The organism is Alicyclobacillus acidocaldarius subsp. acidocaldarius Tc-4-1, from assembly GCF_000219875.1.
Lineage (GTDB): Bacteria > Bacillota > Bacilli > Alicyclobacillales > Alicyclobacillaceae > Alicyclobacillus > Alicyclobacillus acidocaldarius_A.
In genome coordinates this window covers 2,436,332-2,454,765 of sequence record NC_017167.1, presented here as the reverse complement: position 1 = coordinate 2,454,765, position 18,434 = coordinate 2,436,332, and the positions used below count along the sequence as shown (strand labels likewise).

Sequence of the window (18,434 nt, the reverse complement as noted above, 5' to 3'; positions counted from 1 at the left end):
AAAAGCGGCAGCGGAGGGGCCGCTGCCGCGCGTTGAGGCGTGTCTCAGTGCACGTGGCCTGCCTTGCAGAGATCGTGGCACTTGCTCTCCAGGCTGCAACACAGCGAGCAGATGGGCGCTTTGTGGAACGGGCAGTACAGCATATCCATCTTTTCGTATTCAAACCCGCAGGAGGCGCAGGTGAATTCCGCCGGCAATTCGGAATGGCGATGGCCGTCATGGTGGCGATCCGACTTCTCAAACGTGTTTTCCCGCGCAATGTAGTACTTGCCGCGCGTGACGATGGCAATGACTGGCGCGAGCACAAACGCGAGCACGAGCGAAAGGAATGGCGAGTACGCCTGCATCACTGGGCCAAACGCGCCGAAAAACGCCGCGATGGAGATACCCGCCGCAAGGATCATCGAGCCAAATCCGACGGGGTTGAAGTTGTACAGGTGGCCGCGTTTGAACTCGATGTACGAGGGGCTAATCTTGAGCAACCCCTTGTTGATGACGAGATCGGACACCACGGCTCCAATCCATGCAACGGCCAGGTTCGAGTAGAAGCCGAGCACGGTGTTCAAGAAGCCGAAGACGCCGGCCTCCATCAGGCCGAGGGCGATCCCGACGTTCAAAAACAGCCACACCACGCGCCCAGGATGCGTGTGAAAGATGCGGGAGAAGAAGTTCGACCACGACAGCGATCCAGAGTACGCGTTGGTGACATTGATCTTGATCTGCGATAGAAGAACAAAGAAGGTCGCAAGTGCAAGGGCTGCGTAGCTGTTGCCAATCACGACATGGAACGCCTGTGTGTACATGTTGATGGGTTCGTCCGCGGCCTTCGTTCCCATGGTCGGCGCAATCCACGAAGCCAGAAGTGATCCGCCAAGCTGCTTCATGGCGCCGAGGATGACCCATCCGGGCCCTGCCAGCAAGACGGCCAACCACCACTTGCTGCGGTTTTGCGGCGTGAGGTTGGGCATGAAACGCAGATAGTCCACTTGTTCCCCGATTTGCGCGATGAGGGAGAGGGTGACGCCTGCGGCGAGTCCGAACTCGATGGGGCTGAAATGGCTGCCCGAAGCCGAAGCGCCGCCGAAGTGTGTCCACTGGCTGAAGGCCGACGGGTCTCGGAGCGCGATGGCGACGAACGGGCCAAGCATCAGCACGAGCCAGATGGGCTGCGTGACGACCTGCAACTTCGAGAGAGCGGTCATGCCGAACATCACGAGCGGAATAATGACCAAGGAACAGATCAAGTAGCCGACAGGCAACGGGATGTGGAAAAATTCCTCAAGCGCCTGGGCCATGACGGATCCTTCGAGTGAAAAGTAGATAAACGTGAACGACGCGTACACCAGGGACGTCAGCGTAGACCCGTAATATCCAAAGCCCGCGCCTCGGGTGAGAAGGTCCATATCGATGTTGTACTTCGCGGAGTAGTACGCAATCGGAAGGCCTGTCAGAAAGATAATGGCAGCAACGACCAGGATGGAGGTGACGGCATTCGCGAATCCGTACGCCAGGACGACGGAACCGCCGATGGCGAAGTCGGCCATGTAGGCGATCCCGCCGAGCGCAGAGTTCATGACGGTCCACTCGCTCCACCGGCGAAACGACTTTGGGGCGTACCGCAGCGCGTAGTCCTCAAGGACCGGATTTTGCACCCATCGATTGAAGGTGCGCTTGGGCGTGGGCCGCCCGCGTTCAGGTTGCAGTACGGACATCGAAACCCCTCCAAATTCCTCTGAAATCAAAATTGTCTGTGTTTTGAACCGTATCACGTCTCCACAAGCCCAAGCAACCTTTTTTGTCATACAAATTGACGAAAATCAAAGAGTAAACGTTATCATGAGCATGTGTTAGGTAAGTTACATTGACATGTTGTGCACTCTTCAAGTGATAATGGACCTGTTCCATCTCGAGAGAGTGAGGTGAATGTAAGGTTGTCGAACGTTCTCTTTCGCGTCGACCTGACTAAGCCGATGGACCAACAGGATGTCCCCGGCCACAACCGCTGGCATCCGGACATCCCTGCTGTCGTGAGCGTCAAACCGGGTGACGTGTTCCGCATTGAGATGAAGGATTGGACCGACGGTCAGATTCAAAACAACGACGATCCGTCCGACATTCGCGATGTGGACCTGTGCAGAGTGCACGTCCTGAGCGGCCCCATCTACGTGGACGGGGCCGAGCCTGGTGACCTGCTAGTGGTGGACTTGCTGGATATGGGGCCGCTTCCCGGCGCGGAATGGGGGTTCAACGGCATTTTCGCGCGGGAGAACGGCGGAGGGTTTCTCGTCGACTACTTTCCAGAGGCGCTCAAGTCCATTTGGGACTTTCAAGGAATTTACGCGGTGAGCCGCCACGTGCCGGGGGTCCGCATCCCGTCGCTGATTCACCCAGGCCTCATCGGCGTCGCGCCGTCGGCGGAACTACTGGATCGGTGGAACGCCCGCGAGCGACAGCTTGTGGCGAAGGACCCGAATCGGGTGCCTGCGCTCGCCAATTTGCCGGATCCCCGGAGTGCGGTACTCGGCACCTTGCGAGGCGCCGAGTTCGATCGCGTCGCCAAGGAAGCCGCTCGCACGGTCCCGCCCCGCGAAAACGGCGGCAATTGCGACATCAAGAACTTGTCGAAGGGGAGCCGGATTTATTTCCCCGTGTTCGTCAAGGGCGCCAAGCTTTCGGTTGGCGATCTTCACTTCTGCCAAGGCGATGGCGAGATCACGTTTTGCGGAGCCATCGAGATGAGCGGCTGGATCGAGATGAGCGTCGATGTGATCAAAGGCGGCATGGCGAAATACGGGATTGTCCACAATCCAGTGTTTGAGCCGGGGCCCATGGAACCTAGATTTTCGGAATATTTGGTGTTTGAGGGTGTGTCGGTGGACGAGCGAACGGGCGAGCAGCTGTACCTCGACGCGCACGTGGCCTACCGACGCGCGTGTCTCAATGCCATCGAGTATCTGCAGCGCTTCGGCTACACGGCGGAGCAAGCCTACATGTTGCTCGGCGTTGCTCCCGTCGAGGGACGCATTAGCGGCATCGTGGACGTCCCGAACGCCTGCTGTACGCTCGCCATCCCCACCGCCATTTTCGATCGCGACATTCGCCCGAAAGGATGAGGCAGGATGCCAACTTACCGCTTCGCGTGCGAAACCTGTGGAACGTTCGATCGCGACTTACCCATGAAGGAGGCCGGCTCCACCGCGCGCTGTCCGTATTGCGGCATGATGGCTCTTCGCCAGTTCACTTCCTTTTATGTGGGTGCCGCGGTGTCGGCTGATCGCCGCGCGCGGTCGGGTGGCGGGAAAGGGCCCGTTTGCGTCGTTCGAGACCAACCACCTTTGCAAGGCGGACCGCACGCAGGCCATCGCCATGGCCACGCCACGGCTCGCGCAGGCCGGCCCTGGCAGTTGGGCCACGTGCACGGGTGAACATGTGACGAAATGAAAGGGGGACGATTCCATGCGGCACGGAGATATCGTGAGCAGTCGAGACACCGTCGGCATTGCGGTGGTGAACTACAAGATGCCCAGGTTGCACACGCGCGAGGAAGTGATGGACAACGCCAGGCGCATTGCCGACATGATTGGGGGATTGAAACTCGGTTACCCAGGGCTCGATCTCGTCGTTTTTCCCGAATACAGCCTGCACGGCATTATGTATGACGAACAGGAGATGTTCGAGACGGCCGCTTCCATCCCCGGCCCGGAGACCGACGTGTTGTGTGACGCCTGCCGGACGCACGGGGTGTGGGGCGTGTTTTCCGTGACCGGGGAGCGACACGAAGAGCACCCAGGCAAGTGGCCGTACAACACGGCCATTCTGGTGAACGATCGCGGCGAGATCGTGCAAAAGTATCGAAAATTATGCCGTGGACGCCCGTCGAACCATGGTACCCGGGACAGGAGACGTTTGTCTCCAATGGTCCCAAGGGGATCAAAATCAGCCTCATCATCTGCGATGACGGGAACTATCCCGAAATTTGGCGGGACTGTGCCATGAAAGGGGCCGAACTCATCGTGCGGCCTCAGGGCTACATGTATCCCGCCAAGGAGCAACAGATCCTTATGGCCAAGGCCATGGCTTGGGCGAACAACTGTTACGTCGCTGTCGCGAATGCCACAGGATTCGACGGGGTCTACGCCTATTTTGGGCACTCGGCCATCATCGGCTTCGACGGAAGGACGCTCGGGGAATGCGGGACGGAGGAGTACGGCGTCCAGTACGCGGAGATCTCCATCTCCCAAATCCGCGAATTCCGGCGAACGGCTCAGGCCCAAAACCATCTCTTCAAACTTCTTCATCGAGGATACGCCGGTTATCTGTATTCCGGTGATGGCAATCGCGGCGTCTGCGAGTGCCCGTTCGACTTTTACAAGACGTGGGTGACTTCGCCGGAGATCGCGCGGGCCAACGTCGAAGCGCTCACGCGGACCACGCTCGACACGGACGACTGCCCGTACGCGCCCATCCGCGCGAAGACATCTGGCGTACCCGTGGGGTGAGGTGAATTCACGGCACCGGATTGGCCAGATCGGCCTGCTTCAGGAGTTGCATGAATTGACTCACATTGCCGGTGTTGATGAGCATTGTGATGGCCTGGGCTGCCGCCTGCTCGAACGCAGGATTGGCAGCCTCGCCGTTGGCCAGGCTCGGGACAAGCGCATCTTTGCGGAAAGCCGCGGCCGACGCCTGACTATACGCGTCGAAGCCGGCGAGGGACACGTCGGTTCGCGGCGGGATGGATCCCTTCCACAGATTAAATTGCCGTTCTGCCTCGCGAGACGCCACGACGCGCAGAAAGTCGAGTGCGCCTTCGGGATTTTTGGACCCCTTGGGCATGCCGAACGTGTCGATGATGTACTCGAAGTCACCGCCCGTGCCTGGGAACGGCGTCCAGCCGAAGTCTCGTCCTTCCTTCCAACCGCTGGCCACGAAATACGCCTTGGCCCAGTCGCCCATCGCGTTGAAGGCCGCCTGGCCCGAAGCCACGAGCCCACATGCGCCATCCCACGACAACTGGGCGTGATCGGCGTTGGTGTAGGGTAGCAACTGCAGGAAATTGTCGCACGCCTTGCGAATCACGGGCGACGAGATGGGAACTGTGCCGTTCCAGATGCCGTTATAGGTCTTGGGGCCTGCGGTCGCGAGTAGCACGTCCTCCCACAGCATCACGGAACCCAGTTGATCCCGGTCTCCATAGGCGATGGGAGTCACGCCGTGCGCCTTGAGGACCTTGCAGTCCGCGAGCAACTGATCAAACGTTTGGGGCGGCTTGAGCCCGTACTTGTTGAGCACGCGCGCGTTGTACCAGAGCACGTTTCCTCGTTCCACGTCGATGGGCACGGCGTAGACGTGGCCGTTGTACGTCACACCGTCCATCACGACCTTGGGCAGTACCTTGTAGAGGTTCAGCTCGCGATACAGCGCGTCGAGCGGTTCCATCTTTCCGGCCTTCACCCAGACCATCAGTTCTTGCCCGACGTGGACCTGAAAGGTCTCGGGCGGATCGCCCGCGGTAATCCGGCTCGCGAGCACGGCCTTGGCGTTGTCGCCGCCACCGCCCGCCACGGCCTCATTCACGATGTGCTCGCGCGGATAGCGGGAGCGAAAGACGGAGATGAGGGCGTTGAGCGCGTTGGTCTCGCCTTTCGCCGTCCACCAGCTGAAAATTTCTACATCTTGCTCCGCCTGTGCCTGAGACACCGGACGAGGCGTGGGCCCAACGTGTTGGCCCGCCGCTCCGCAGCCCGCCAGCGCGAGGCACAGCGCGCTCCAACCCGCCACCTGTGCGAATCTCCGCTGCGCCATGCTTCCACCTCCGCCTTCTACACTTCGAAGCTCGCCATCAGCTGATGGAGCTCGCTCGCGCGCTCGCTCAGCCGGCCGGCCGTCCGGTTCACCTGCTGCACCGCGGACAGTTGCCCCCGCGCTGTCGTGGACAGGCCGTCGAGATCGCGCATCACCTGCGCGAGGTCGTCCATGAGCCGGCTCACGGTCCGCCGCATGGGTTCGAAATCCGGCTCGTTGCTCCGTGACCGGCGCGTCTCTGCGCTTGCTGCTGCCGCTTCCGCAAGGTGCCCGTCCAACTGGCGCACGTTGGCCATGACGCGCTCGATCCCGTCGCGCACGTGCTGCAACACGTCCGCCATGTGCAGCGCGCCGTGGGCGGTGTAGTCGCCATTTTCGATGAGTTGCTTGAAGTCGCTGTACAGCTCTTCCGCGGTCTCCCCCATCTGAGACACCAGCTGTTGCAGGCTCCGCGCCATGCGCTCGAAGCCGCGCGCGAGGCTTCCCAATTCGTCCCTGCGCCGTGAGGCGTAAAGCGTCACGGAAAAATTGCCCGCAGCAATCTCGTTGGCCGCGTCCATCATGGACTGCAGTGGCTTCGACAGCACCTGCCGCGTGAACAACCACGCGCACGCGACGGCCACGAGCAAGGCGCAGGCGCCTGCCACCAGAATGTCCGTGAGGAGGCTCTGCAACGAGGCCAAATCTGACGCGATGGACAAGCGGACGTTCGCGCTGTATTGCATGCCGGCGTAGCCTGTGAGGGGCACGACGAGATCGATAGTGGAACCCTCGAGGGATGTGAGGATTCTCCGCTCGCCGAGCGCGATGGTGCTCGAAGGGGACGCCTGGCTGCCGATGCGGCGAGGATCCGTCGACGCGATGTCGTACAGAAAGTCATTTAATTTGTAGATGTCGAACGAAACCAGATCCGGATTTTGTCGTTTCAGATTGAGCAGCACGGATTCGAACTGATAGTCCGGGACGTCGCTGAGGAGCGCCGAGTCGATGGTCTGGACAATAGAAACCGCTTTCTCCTTCGATAGATCGATAATGCTCTCGCGGCTCTTGAAATAGACGATGGTCAGCGTGGCGGAAAGGGTGCCGAGGATCACGACGCTGAACAGGATGACGAGTTTGCGAAACAGGGTCAAGCGGGCTCCTCCTCCGTCCCACTTCTGTTCAACCGCCGGACGGCGTATACTGATACGTAACGTGCCATTCTCGCATTCTATGACCTTCATGCTAGGGCATTCCGCGGGGCTTTGCAATAGACGGACGCATCGTCCGCCATGCGAGGCAATGGGGCCGCCAATTCGAGGGGTGACCGAGGGTTGCACGCCAACGTCGACGCTTCGGCCATGCGCCGAATGAACCGCGCCACGGTCCTCAAGCTGATTCGCGATCTCCGGACCACCTCGCGCATCGACATCTCGCAGATGACCGGCCTTAACAAGGCCACCGTGTCGAATATCGTGGATGAGTTGATTGCGGAGCAGTTGGTGCTCGAGGTCGGGTATGGATCGTCGAGCGGCGGACGCAAGCCCATCCTTCTTCGCTTCAACGCCAATGCGGCGTACGCCATCGGCGTGGACGTACAACTGTCGCACATGACGACGGTCGTGTGTAACATCCGCGGCGAGCCGGTGTATCGCCAGGTGCGGGCCCTAGGGCTTTCCGAGGCGCAGGACGTGCGAGCTGTGTTGCTCGAGGCGATTGAGGAGGAGCTGCGGAAGGCCATCGCCGCGGCTCCTCCGAGCCCGTACGGACTCCTCGGTGCGTGCCTCGCGCTTCCGGGCATGGTGGACTTCCGCCGAGGTGCCGTGTACTACCTCCCGAGCGCCTTTGTCGGCGAATGGGAGATTCTCGCCGATCTCGGCCGGAGCGTCGATATCCCGCTCTTTCTCGATAACGACGCCAACTGCGGCGCCTGGAACGAGTACATGGCGCACGCCATGAAGCTCAAAAACCTCGTGTTTGTGAACATGGGACTCGGCATTGGGGCCGGCATCGTCATCGAGGGAAAGCTATACCGCGGCCGGGATGGCATCGCGGGCGAGGCGGGCCATATGACCATCAATCCCATGGGTTCAGCGTGCATGTGTGGAAGTTACGGATGTTGGGAGGAGTACGCTTCCGAGCGCGGTCTGATGAGGTATTTGCGCGAAGCCGGCGCGGATTTGTCCGCGTTGAATGTGCGCGAATCGCTGCTCGAGCAGGCGCTGGAACAGGCTCAGAACGACAATCGCGCGTGCATTCGCGCGTTTCATTCGCTGGGGCAGCATCTTGGCCTTGGTATTGCCAATCTCTTGAACCTGCTTAACCCCGACGAGGTCATCCTCGGGGGGAGTGTGGCGCGCGCTGCCACGTTCGTGCTCCCTGAAGTGGAGCGCGTCATCAAGCACCGCGCGCTGCTCCAAAACAAGCAGATCCCCGTGCGCGTGGGGAGTCAGCACGCCGTGGCCATCGGCGCCTCGCTCCTCGCCGTGCACGAGACGTTGTTTGCTTCTGCTATGGAGCCGATGCCGACGTGATCGCGCCCCTTCGACACAGGGACTTGGGCAACCTGGTTTGCACCACAGCGTAAGCGCCGAGCCAACCAGAGAAAAGGAGTCATCGAAAGATGAGAGTTTCGCTCTTCGTCGATGGTGCGAACTACTACTACATGCAGCGAGACAAACTGAAGTGGACCATCGACGCGCAGAAGTTGTTGGAGTGGGCCAAGAGCAAAGGCGAACTGGTGGACGCGTTCTACTATATAGGTAGAAGTTCTCCGAGCGACGTCCGGGAGCAGAAGTATTTGGACATGCTCGCGTACAGCGGGTACTCCATCGTGACCAAAGACATCAAGGAAATCGTCCAGGAGGACGGGTCCATCACGCGAAAAGCCAACCTGGACATCGAGATTGTGCTGGACATGTTCAATACCATTGACAATTACGACATGGCCATCCTGGTCAGTGGAGATGGCGACTTTGAGCGGGCCCTCCAGCTGTTGCGGGCCCGTGGCAAAAAATTCATCGTGCTCTCCACCGCCGGATTTATCGCGTCTGAACTCCGCATGGTGGCCGGGATGCACTTCATCGACGTAAACACGCTGCGCGATCAGCTGGAGCGCGTGATGACCTGAGATGCCGACGCGCGACTGGGTGCAAGCGCGAAGGTTAGGGCGCAGGCGATCACACTCGTCGCGGCGACGGCGAGGAAGCCGCGGCTGAGGCCGGCGTGATCGCCCAGCCAACCGACAACGGCGGGCCCGCCGAACATGCCGACGGCGTAGATGGCCTGATAGAAGCCCATCGCCGTCGCGCGGCGGCCCGCCTCGATGTGGCGGATAGCGAGGCCCATGAGCACGGGCATGCACAGTCCTTGGCCAAAGCCGTTCACGGCTTGGGTGACGTACAGAAGCGGTAGGGCGTGGCAGAGTGGAATCGCCGCCGTAAAGAGCGCCGCGATGGCAAATCCGCTCGCCACCACGTTCCGCTCGCCCATCCAGCGCGAGAACAAGCTGCCGCTGAAGTACGACGCGATGGCGTTTGGGAGCGTGGCCGCGAGCGTGAGCCAGCTGAGATCGGCCTTGTTCGCCCCAAGGCGCGTCGCCTGCTCCGGCGTGAATCCGAACATCGTGGTGAAGGTGACGACCTGCGCGAGGACCGCGAGGAACGAAACGCCGAGGACAATGCGATCCCGCCCGACCGTCAGCATGTCGCCGACGCGGATGCCGGCTTGATCGCGCGCGGGAGGCTTGTCGACGATGAAACAGGCGAGGAGGGTGGCCGCGAGTCCACCGGCGGCGCCGAGCCAGAAGGCCGCGTGCCAGCCGTATCGCTCGGCCATCACGCCGCCGAGCGTCGATGCCGCGAGCTGGCCAATGGAAGTGTAGAAGCTGAGGATGCCCATCGCCTTCGGCGCCTCGTCGGGTTGGTGATAGCTCGCGTAGAGCACGGTGAAGACGACCCAGCAACCGGCTGCGATGCCGGCGAGAAGGCGGAACGTGAGCGCCCAGAGGACGGAATGAGTTACAGCGAAGCCTAGGCTCGACAGCATGCCGATGGCGCCGCCCGCGATGACGAAGGGCTTTCGGGTGCGAATTTTGTCGGACCACACGCCGATGGGCACCCGCACGAGCATCTGCGAGAAGCCATAGGAGCCTACGACCATCCCCGCCATGCTGAGCGATCCCCCGATGGCAACGACGTACGGCGACAGAAGCGGCACGTACGTGTAGGTCGAAAACCAGTACAGTGCCGTCACGGCGTAAAACAGCGGGATGCGGTTGCCCATGGGGCGGCCATCCTTTCCATGCGAGGTGTGTGTCATGCAAGCGATGTTTGAACTTCTGGGCCTCGCGATGCTGGGCTTATTTATCTGGAGAAGTGCGCAAGCGGAGCGCGACAAGCGAAAAGATCGCCGTTCATGACCCGCCCCATGGCGGGTTTTGTTGATCATCGCCGTGTTTCCGCTTGCGCTCCCCGATGCCAAAGCCCCACTGGAGAAACGCAGGGGTGATGCACAGGAAAAGAAGACCCCAGCGCGCCGTGATGGCCGAGACCACGAGGCATGCCACCGGGATGGCGATGGAGAGGATGCGCAGCCAGTTCCGATTCATGCGCCTCACCTCGATTCGGTAACGGTTTCATTATAGCGCGGGAGTGGGAGGACGGTCGCGTCATTCTTTCCGTGGCGAGGCTCAATCAGAAAATGTTGTCGACATGAGGAAGGATTTCGGATGTTCTCGTCGAATTTTGCATGGCGATCAGGTGATTCATGTGAGTGGGTGAGCGAGCGTGCCAAAGAGGCGTCGGCTGATCTCGGTTGTCGGTGTGTCGGCGTGGAATGGCATTCCGAAGGAGCAATGGGGAGAGCATGCGTATCCTCAATTGGTTGCGAACCTGACGGCCTATCCACATAGGTCCGTTGAGATGTCCATCTATCGTGGTGCGCAGAATGTACCGGCCTATAAAAAGGACTACATTGAGCATCACCTGCTCGTGCCGGATTCTCATGAAGCGGTCCTCGCGGCAAAGGCCATTCAGCAGGTCACGGAAGAGCAGGGTGGCGAATGTATTTTCAATGAAAAGCAGGATCGAATTCAAGGATTGGATCCCTATGATAGCGTCGCCTTTCTTAGAAAAGGATTGCCGTCGTTCTTGGAGAGAATTCACAAGATCGTGGATGAGGAGTTTCCGAACGATCCCAACGATCCAACCGTGCTCATCAACGTGACCTCCGGATATAAAGCCATCACGCCATACACTTCAGCCATGGCGTTCATCTACCACCTGCCCTTGATATACAAGTATGAGCAAAGCCCTTCCATCCTCGTCATGCATCCATTGCCTTTTGAGTTGGACACTCGCGTCGTAGAGGCCAACTATGAGGTGTTCGCTCACCTGCGCTACGGTGCAAATGTGGGAGAATGGAAAGATCGAGCGGAGTATCAAAGATTGCTGCGGCTCGGATACATCGACGAAGTCGATGACGTGTGCGCGTTGAACGGCACGGGCAGTCTGCTGCTCTTCGCGTTTGAGCATGATGCCGCTGTGGTGGATATGACGAAGGAAGTGAAAGAGGCGGTGATCAACTCTTCCGAGCTGCGTGACCGAATCTTCAAATTCGCGCGAGATCCTCAATTGAGGGAGAGCAAAACGGAGTTGAAAAACGGCCACTTCGTGTTCGACGACGGCGACAACCCGTACCGACTCTTTTATGAAAAGGGCATCGTTCAGCGCGTTTATGCTGCCTACGCGAACCATGACGAATACGAGCGGCAACTGCGAAGGCCCAAAGCTCATCGGTACGCCTACGAGCGCGTGAAAGTCGTTCGGACGGGAGATGGTTACGACGTCGAAGAGCTTTGGAGTCCAAGCGTGAGATCCTGAAGAGGAGGAAGACGATGGCTGCCCAAAACATCTTTCTCACGTTTGTCGGGGGAAGCTCACCTCGAAAAGTAGACTACAGATGGGAGGACGAGGTCTCCAACAGCCGTTACTTTCAGGTTACGGCGCTCGAGTGGATGCGGCGCGGGGTAATCCCATTTCGTCCCAATGAAGTTTGGGTGGTGTTGACCGAACGAGCTCGGGAGAACTGGGTAAAACCGCCCGAAGAAGGCGAGGCGACGCTTCACGATCAACTTTACACTCAGGCCGAACGCATGGGAATCGCCATTCACGAGGTGGGGTTCGACCAAGAGCCGTGTGATCAAAGTGTGTGGCGCAATTTCGATACGTTGGTAGGCATGTTGGCCCAAGCGTCGGAAAGAGGGGCGGACGTGCACATTGCTGTGGACGTTACACACTCCTTTCGATACTTCCCGATGCTCGTGCTCACGTTGCTGCATTACACGTACGTCATCCAAGGGATCCAATTGGATCTCATTCTTTATGGTGCTGACACGGGTGACGTCCTTGACCTAACAGCCCTTGCACAATTGCAGGAGTGGGTTCTTGAGATGTCCCGTGCTCTCAAGGGCCCGGACGCGAGCGGTGTGGAGCGCTTGGTGAGGGAAATTCAAAGTTCCGTCGCGAGGAGAAGTCCAACGCAAGCCTCTTTCTTATCGCCGCTTCAGAAGTTTGCTAGCAAGTGGAATGTCTTGTGGAAAACGATGCGCCTTACGAAGCATCACGAGGTATCTTGTGCTGCCAGGGAGGCTCTCGACGCTTTGGATGAGTGTCAGCGCCGTTTCGCCGAGCCCGCGGAGGCTGCAGCCAGTTTCTATCCGCTGCTAAGAATTCTGCATCAGGCGCGGGAGCAAATTGAGCCACTATGCCAGGCGGAGTGGGTGCCACTCATGCTTGCGATGGTCCGCTGGTACCTGGATCGCGGCATGATTCACCAGGCGTACACGACGATGAGAGAGTTGTACGCGACTCACGCTTGTGAACTGGCGGGTGTGGACGTTTTTAACGACAAAGTTCGCGAACAGTTGCTTCGGTGGGCACATGGAAAGGCGCAGCAGTCGAAGTCAAGCGCGCCGCAAGCGCCCCCCCCCAGGACGACGTTAAGCTGGAAGGGGTTGCTGAAGACCGATGGAATGCGGCCCGTGCTTTTCTGGAGCGTTTCTCAGGCGATATCTCCGACGTTTCGAATTTGCGCAATCAGTTAAATCACGGATTTTTTCAGTGTGGCGTCCAGAACACGTCTGAGCAGACGTTTCGAACTGCGATTGTCGCGCCGATGGATAGGCTGTTGGAGTTCATGCAAACGCGAGAGGAGACGTCGGATGAGCAAGGTTCCGGAGATTCAACTTCCTCAAATCGATGAACGCCCGAAGTGTATCGCGAGCGCCTCTATTCGAACACTCACGCCCGTAATTGGCGCGGGGATTCGGTCGCAGCGGGTGGATCCGAGTCACCCTGTACGCGGTGAGACGGTGCGGGGGTATCTTCGGTTTTGGTGGCGAACGGTGTCCCAGCCGGGGCCGCTGGACAGGTGGATTGACGGGCTGCGCCATCAGGAAGCCAGCAAGAATACCAGCAAGTCCACGCGTCTCCGTGTTATCCCCATCGCAGAGCTTGATCCCGTAGAGCAGCTGCGTCTGCGAGAAGATGCGATTTGGGGGAGTCCCAGCCGGGCCGGTTTGGTGGCTGTGCAGGTGCAAAACAACGAGTGGAAGTCTTGCAATGTCAGGAATAAGAGGGCGAGGGACGTCGTTCAGGGTTTGGCTTCTATCATGGAGGTGCAGGGCGACAAGAGTGGGTCGTTGTCCATGGCTTACGCTGCCTTTCCGTTGCAGCAGCAGAAGAACGATCCACCGGGCGCTATGTCGGAAGTCGGCATGGGGTCCTTTCGCGTCACGATCGCTTGGAATCCCTGGGCTCGCCATCTCTCGGACGAGGCAAAATGTCAAGTTGACCAGGAAATTCGTGAGGCTCTCTGGAGATGGATTCATTTTGGGGGACTTGGCATGCGTTGGCGGAGAGGTTTTGGGGCGCTGATTTCCGATGATGTCCCGGGTGTTCCGCGTCATTTGGACGAGCTTCGAGATCACCTGCGTTCGCATCCATCCGCAGGTCAGCCTGCCGTATGCGCCGTACTGGTTAAACCGTCGAACCCACATCGGCGGAGAAACACGTCGGAAACGGCTGTGTGGGAGGCGTGGGAGGACTGTTTACAGCCGCTGCGGCAATATCGACAACCCAGACAGCCGAAGAACGGGCCAACGCGTAGTTTCACGAAGACCCCGTGGCCCGAGGCCAGCGTCATCCGAGCCATTCATCGCGGCCGAGGCAACCCGGAGAACGGAGCATTAAGGTTTCCGCGTGCCGTGCTTGGTCTTCCAGTTATATTCCAATTCAAGGGTGAGTCGACGCCGAACGCCGAACTGAGGCCGGACAAAAGTGCGAATCCTTTGTTGGGCCGACTTCCCAGTCCTTTCATCTTGAGACCGGTCCGCATCGGCGACGCCGTCTACCCGATGTGCGTTTGGCTCGAGTCCCCGCTGCCATCGCACCAGGAGCACGGATTTGTTCGAATGTCTCTGAAAGTAGGTTCGATGACTCCGATCCCCGTGCCCGCGACAGCCGCGCTCTCAGCGATGGAAGACCGTTTTAAGGCCCTGGAGGGGGGCGAGGTGCGGTTCGAGAAGACGGGTGACGCGTTGGCCGATTTTCTTCGCCATGTGCGGAAGCAAGGTTTTGAGGTTCTCTATCGTTCTGACGCTGGTTGAAGGACGTGGTCTCTTTGCAGAAGTATCTTATTTCTATCGCACTCGGTCCTGTCCAGGATTTCGTCCAAGCGGCGCGTCGAACACGAGATCTGTGGTTCGGATCTTATTTGCTATCCGACGTGTCCAAGTGCGTCGCAACAAGCCTCGTGGATGACGGTGCCACGCTCATCTTCCCGCACAAGGAGAGCTTGAGCGGCTCTCAGGCTGTCGCGAATAAAATCCTGGCCGTGCTCGAAGGAGAGTCCGTGGTTCGTGTCCTGGACCGGGCTCATCAAGCTGCTACCACGTGGTTACGTGAAAAGGCACAAACAGCAGTTCAAGCCCTGCAAAGGGAGCTTTCATCCTGCCGCGATGTGTTTGACGAAGCGTTCTTTTACCGTCAGGTCGATGACTTTCTCGAATTCTACGCGGCGTGGGTGCCGATGACGGGTACATACGATCGCGACCGGCGGCGCGTTGAAGGCATTCTGGCGGCCCGCAAGATGCTTCGGAACTTTAATCCCAACGAAGGGGCGCGAGTGCCAAAATCGAGCTTGGACGGCGTTCGAGAATCGGTTCTCCGTATCTCCACGAACGACGCCTCAATCGAACGTGCGCTGCGGAGAATGGGCATCCGACTCGGGGAAGCCCTCGACGCAATGGGGCTCATCAAGCGTCTGAGTGGTCAACGGCCATACCCATCGGTCGTGCGCGTCGCTGTAGACAGCTGGATTCAGGCGGGCATCTCCGACGAGCGCTTTCGAGTGCAACTCGGGCGGGTCTCCGAGACATTGGAACGCGTCCTCATAGAGGCACCTGAATTGGACGTAGTGTCATCCGCGAGGGGCCGCGACGGATCCGAGGTCTATGTGCCGGATCATTACGAAAACTTCCCATACGATGGGAAGGCCCTCTTGGAAGGCTTTTTTGAGCAAGAAGAGTTCCGGCAGTTACAGGAGCAGTATCCCGGTCTAGCGGATGAGTTAAAGCGCGTGGTGACTCGGTTGCGAGAGATTCGGGGACGCTCGCCTCAGCCCTATCTCGCCGTGTTGATGGCCGATGGAGATCGGATGGGCGTTCAAATCGACCGACTGACAACTCCCGACGACCACTCGAACTTCAGCTATCGCGTGTCGGAGTTCGCGCGGCGGGCGCAGGACGTGATCGTCCAACACCGTGGGGTTCCGGTCTACGCTGGAGGCGACGACGTGTTCGCGTTTCTGCCCATCGAAACTTGCCTGCGGGCTGCAGACGCACTGCGGAAGCTTTTCGAAGAGAAGGTGGCATCCGCCGTCGCGAGTGACAAGCCTTCTTTGTCTGTTGGGATCGCCATTGGATATTGCCGGGAAGACCTGGGTTATCTTCGCCAACTCGCGCAACAGGCGGAGCATGAGGCCAAGGAGCCGGACCGAAATGGTCTCTGCGTGCTCGTACAAACGCGTTCGGGCGGCGATCCGATTCGGGTTCGGTGCCGATGGGACGAAGACCCTGTGCCGCGCATGGAGCGGCTGGCCGCGTGGCATCAGAGGTCGGAGATTGCGCACACCACAGGATATGTCCTTGAGCAGATTGGTCGCCTGTACGGCGGCGCCGCGGACGAGGACATCGTGGCGGGTGAACTGCGGCGAGCACTGTCTCGGCGGACGGTGGCGGGTGAGCGCCGGCTTGCCGACGACGTCATGGACGACATCACCTCACTGTTTCGATCGCGTCTCCTCGCGCGGCAGGCTCTGCAGGATGGAGCGGCAACCGCCGCGCTTCAGGATTGCGCTTCGTGGTTGAAATTTGGTCACTGGTTGGCAAGTCACGCGGAACCTGAGGCGTGGCAGAACGTTGAGATCCGCGCCGGCGAGGAGGTGGACACGTGAGGACGGGTTGGATCCTGTTTGAGCCCTTCGACCGTTTGGTAGTCAGGGACGGACGGCCTTTCGGTGGCGAGAACCGCACGCTTCGCACGCTGTCATGGCCTCTCCCTCCGACGACGGCGGGGGCCGTGCGCACACTGGTGGGTTCTGTGATGTCCAAGGGCGGGCCCGCTTTTACGGACGACCACATTGAGCTCTTGAAACAGATCTCCGTGCAGGGCCCCATGCTTGCAGTCATGCGAGAATCAGGGTTCCCGAACCTCTTCGTTCCCGCTCCGCGGGACGTGTGGATGGCGCGGACGGGCGATGGCATCAAAGTGGGCGCCATGATTCCCAAACGAATGGGCCCCGACGCCGGGACCGATCTGAGTCAGCTCAGCGCTTTCGCCTGTCCGCCTGGTGCGGATAAGCCCATCGCGCCCCCCGCTTTTTGGTCGCTCGAAGCGTATGTCCGATGGATGACGTTCGATCACGTCCAATCCAATGGGTTCGAGGCATCCACCGCAGATCCAGCATCAGCTCTGGCTTCATACCTTGGCTTCGAAACGGCGAGGCAAGCGAGTGGCGAGCGCTCTCTTCATTTCCGATCCGGCCCAGCGGTGGAGTGGCGCACGCACGTGCAGATGGAAGGCGGACAGCGAAAGACGGGAGGACTGTTCTCTACCTCCGGCCTCCGCTTTCAACATGATGAGCGGATCGCCTGCTGGGTTGAACTTCCGGACGAGGTCGGGGACGTCTTTCAGAGTCGCTCGGATGTTGCAGGCCATCTCGGTGGGGAACGTGGATTGGCGCGCGTGACGTGGAGAGAAGCGAGACAACCTGTGCCGGGCGAATGGCGCAGTAGCTCGGCGCTCGCCGAGCCTTACCGCAGCGGCGACTTGCTTCGCCTGGTGTTCCTGACGCCGTGTCCGTTTGCACGAGGATGGTTGCCCAAGTGGCTCGATGACCGCCTGGAGGGGGAACTGCCGGGCACTCATCTGCGCGTCAGGCTCGAAACGGCCGTGGTGCCTCGATTTGTTCCCGTCTCGGGTTGGAGTCTCGCGGAACCGCGTGGTCCGAAGCCCATGCGAAAGTGTGTTCCCGCGGGTAGCGTATATTTCTTCACCGTCTTGAACGAGGACGCCTATCGGCCGATCCGGCCTCTGGATTTATGGTGGTTTTCCGTGGCGGATGATCCGCAGGACGCTCGCGATGGATTCGGCGTTGTCGCCGCAGGACACTGGGCGTGGGGGGAGGATGTACTGTGACCGTCATTCAGACGTACTGGGTTTATGCGTATTCGCCCATCCATGTCGGGGCGGGACAAGGCACGGGATTTGTGGACCTACCTATCGTGCGGGAAAAGGTGACAGGATGGCCGTACCTGCCGGGCACCTCCATCAAAGGTGTTCTTCGCGATGAATGGGAGCGAAAGTGTCGACAAAAGGGTACGCCGGAGCAAGACGGTTTGAGAGAGGTCGAGCGGGTGTTCGGTACGCAGGAGCGGGCGGGCATCGCGACGTTCACGGATGCCCGCCTGGTGTGTCTGCCGGTCGCGAGCATGATTGGAACCTATGCGTATGTGACTTGCCCCCTCATCCTGCAGCGCCTGGCGCGGGACATGGCGCTGACAGGTGTTGAAATTCCCGCACTGTCACGCGCGGTCGAAACCGATCGGGTGTTGGTTTCAAACAGCTCAAAGCTCGCATTCACGTTTCCGTCGAATCCGGAACCTTCCCTGTACCTTCTGGACTTTTGCCTGAAGTCGGAGAACTGCGACGTTACAACATCCATCGGCCGACGCATTGCGGAAATCCTATTTGACGACGAGGACTGGCGTCAAACCTTCGTGGATCGCTTCGTCGTCGTCCATGATCAACTGTTTCAATTCTTTTCTGAGCATGGAACGCAGGTGGACGCACACATTCGAATGGGCGACAATGGCACCGTTGCCCAAGGGGCGCTTTGGTACGAGGAGTCCCTGCCGCCGGAGTCCGTGCTCGTTGGACTCGTGTCGGTGGATAACCCGAGGCGCGAGGAAGGGAGCGATTTGGCGAGTCCGTTTTGCGGGCGGGTGGTTACGCAAATAGGTGGCAACCCGACGACGGGCTGCGGGCAGTCCCTACTCATCTTCGGGCCTGAGAGGGCGGTGGACTGAA

General features: G+C 59.6%; 15 protein-coding genes and 3 pseudogenes. 13 read left to right on the top strand and 5 right to left on the bottom strand.

Annotated elements, in window-relative coordinates:
* Positions 1–44: 44 nt before the first annotated feature.
* Entirely contained in the window at positions 45–1,712 is a 1,668-nt protein-coding gene (locus TC41_RS11935) for a purine-cytosine permease family protein (protein WP_041695418.1), read from the bottom strand.
* A 219-nt stretch (positions 1,713–1,931) separates the two neighbouring features.
* Between TC41_RS11935 and fmdA the strand changes: the two genes are divergently transcribed.
* From fmdA to TC41_RS11920, 4 genes and pseudogenes are all read left to right on the top strand, one after another.
* The gene (gene fmdA, locus TC41_RS11930) at positions 1,932–3,113 is read left to right on the top strand and encodes a formamidase (RefSeq protein ID WP_148260205.1); all 1,182 of its coding nucleotides are present in this window, start codon (positions 1,932–1,934) and stop codon (positions 3,111–3,113) included.
* A 6-nt stretch (positions 3,114–3,119) separates the two neighbouring features.
* Positions 3,120–3,233 (top strand): annotated as a pseudogene (locus TC41_RS17320) (FmdB family zinc ribbon protein); the annotation flags it as partial.
* Positions 3,234–3,255: 22 nt separating this feature from the next.
* Entirely contained in the window at positions 3,256–3,441 is a 186-nt protein-coding gene (locus TC41_RS16940; protein WP_237699933.1) for a hypothetical protein, read from the top strand.
* A gap of 15 nt (positions 3,442–3,456) precedes the next feature.
* Positions 3,457–4,499 (top strand): annotated as a pseudogene (locus tag TC41_RS11920) (aliphatic amidase).
* A gap of 7 nt (positions 4,500–4,506) precedes the next feature.
* On the opposite strand, the gene TC41_RS11915 reads toward TC41_RS11920, so the two are convergent.
* Complete coding sequence (locus TC41_RS11915; RefSeq protein ID WP_014465315.1) at positions 4,507–5,805, bottom strand: ABC transporter substrate-binding protein; 1,299 nt, start codon at positions 5,803–5,805, stop codon at positions 4,507–4,509.
* Positions 5,806–5,822: 17 nt separating this feature from the next.
* On the bottom strand, positions 5,823–6,938 hold the full coding sequence (locus TC41_RS11910) for a HAMP domain-containing protein (RefSeq protein ID WP_014465314.1): 1,116 nt from the start codon (positions 6,936–6,938) through the stop codon (positions 5,823–5,825).
* Between the two features lie 180 nt (positions 6,939–7,118).
* Here TC41_RS11910 and TC41_RS11905 point away from each other — a divergent pair, with 180 nt between their 5' ends.
* Both TC41_RS11905 and TC41_RS11900 read left to right on the top strand, forming a co-directional pair.
* Positions 7,119–8,318 carry an ROK family protein gene (locus tag TC41_RS11905; protein ID WP_014465313.1) on the top strand — a complete coding sequence of 400 codons (1,200 nt, stop codon included), beginning with the start codon at positions 7,119–7,121 and terminating at the stop codon, positions 8,316–8,318.
* Positions 8,319–8,407: 89 nt separating this feature from the next.
* A complete protein-coding gene (locus tag TC41_RS11900; protein WP_014465312.1) occupies positions 8,408–8,914 on the top strand; it encodes a LabA-like NYN domain-containing protein in 507 nt (168 codons plus the stop codon).
* Here TC41_RS11900 and TC41_RS11895 read toward each other — a convergent pair.
* Together TC41_RS11895 and TC41_RS11890 are read right to left on the bottom strand one after the other, a co-directional pair.
* Positions 8,890–10,068: an MFS transporter gene (locus TC41_RS11895; protein ID WP_014465311.1), complete on the bottom strand. Its 1,179-nt coding sequence runs from the start codon at positions 10,066–10,068 to the stop codon at positions 8,890–8,892. The genes TC41_RS11900 and TC41_RS11895 overlap by 25 nt on opposite strands.
* Positions 10,069–10,198: 130 nt before the next feature.
* Positions 10,199–10,393, bottom strand: a complete 195-nt coding sequence (locus TC41_RS11890) for a hypothetical protein (protein WP_041695416.1) — start codon at positions 10,391–10,393, stop codon at positions 10,199–10,201.
* A 178-nt stretch (positions 10,394–10,571) separates the two neighbouring features.
* On the opposite strand from TC41_RS11890, the gene TC41_RS11885 reads away from it, so the two are divergent.
* The 7 genes and pseudogenes from TC41_RS11885 (at position 10,572) to cmr4 (ending at position 18,433) form a co-directional block, all read left to right on the top strand.
* Positions 10,572–11,666, top strand: a complete 1,095-nt coding sequence (locus TC41_RS11885) for a hypothetical protein (RefSeq protein ID WP_049784374.1) — start codon at positions 10,572–10,574, stop codon at positions 11,664–11,666.
* A gap of 14 nt (positions 11,667–11,680) precedes the next feature.
* Positions 11,681–12,889 carry a TM1812 family CRISPR-associated protein gene (locus TC41_RS11880; protein WP_014465307.1) on the top strand — a complete coding sequence of 403 codons (1,209 nt, stop codon included), beginning with the start codon at positions 11,681–11,683 and terminating at the stop codon, positions 12,887–12,889.
* Between the two features lie 117 nt (positions 12,890–13,006).
* Positions 13,007–13,708: pseudogene (gene cmr1 / locus TC41_RS16935) on the top strand (type III-B CRISPR module RAMP protein Cmr1); the annotation flags it as partial.
* A gap of 549 nt (positions 13,709–14,257) precedes the next feature.
* Positions 14,258–14,452: a hypothetical protein gene (locus tag TC41_RS16930; protein ID WP_237700138.1), complete on the top strand. Its 195-nt coding sequence runs from the start codon at positions 14,258–14,260 to the stop codon at positions 14,450–14,452.
* Positions 14,453–14,457: 5 nt separating this feature from the next.
* A complete protein-coding gene (gene cas10, locus TC41_RS11870; RefSeq protein WP_237699932.1) occupies positions 14,458–16,299 on the top strand; it encodes a type III-B CRISPR-associated protein Cas10/Cmr2 in 1,842 nt (613 codons plus the stop codon).
* A complete protein-coding gene (locus TC41_RS11865) occupies positions 16,296–17,543 on the top strand; it encodes a type III-B CRISPR module-associated Cmr3 family protein (protein WP_014465304.1) in 1,248 nt (415 codons plus the stop codon). Before cas10 ends, TC41_RS11865 begins: the two co-directional genes overlap by 4 nt.
* Positions 17,540–18,433, top strand: a complete 894-nt coding sequence (gene cmr4, locus TC41_RS11860; RefSeq protein WP_014465303.1) for a type III-B CRISPR module RAMP protein Cmr4 — start codon at positions 17,540–17,542, stop codon at positions 18,431–18,433. Before TC41_RS11865 ends, cmr4 begins: the two co-directional genes overlap by 4 nt.
* Position 18,434: the final 1 nt, after the last annotated feature.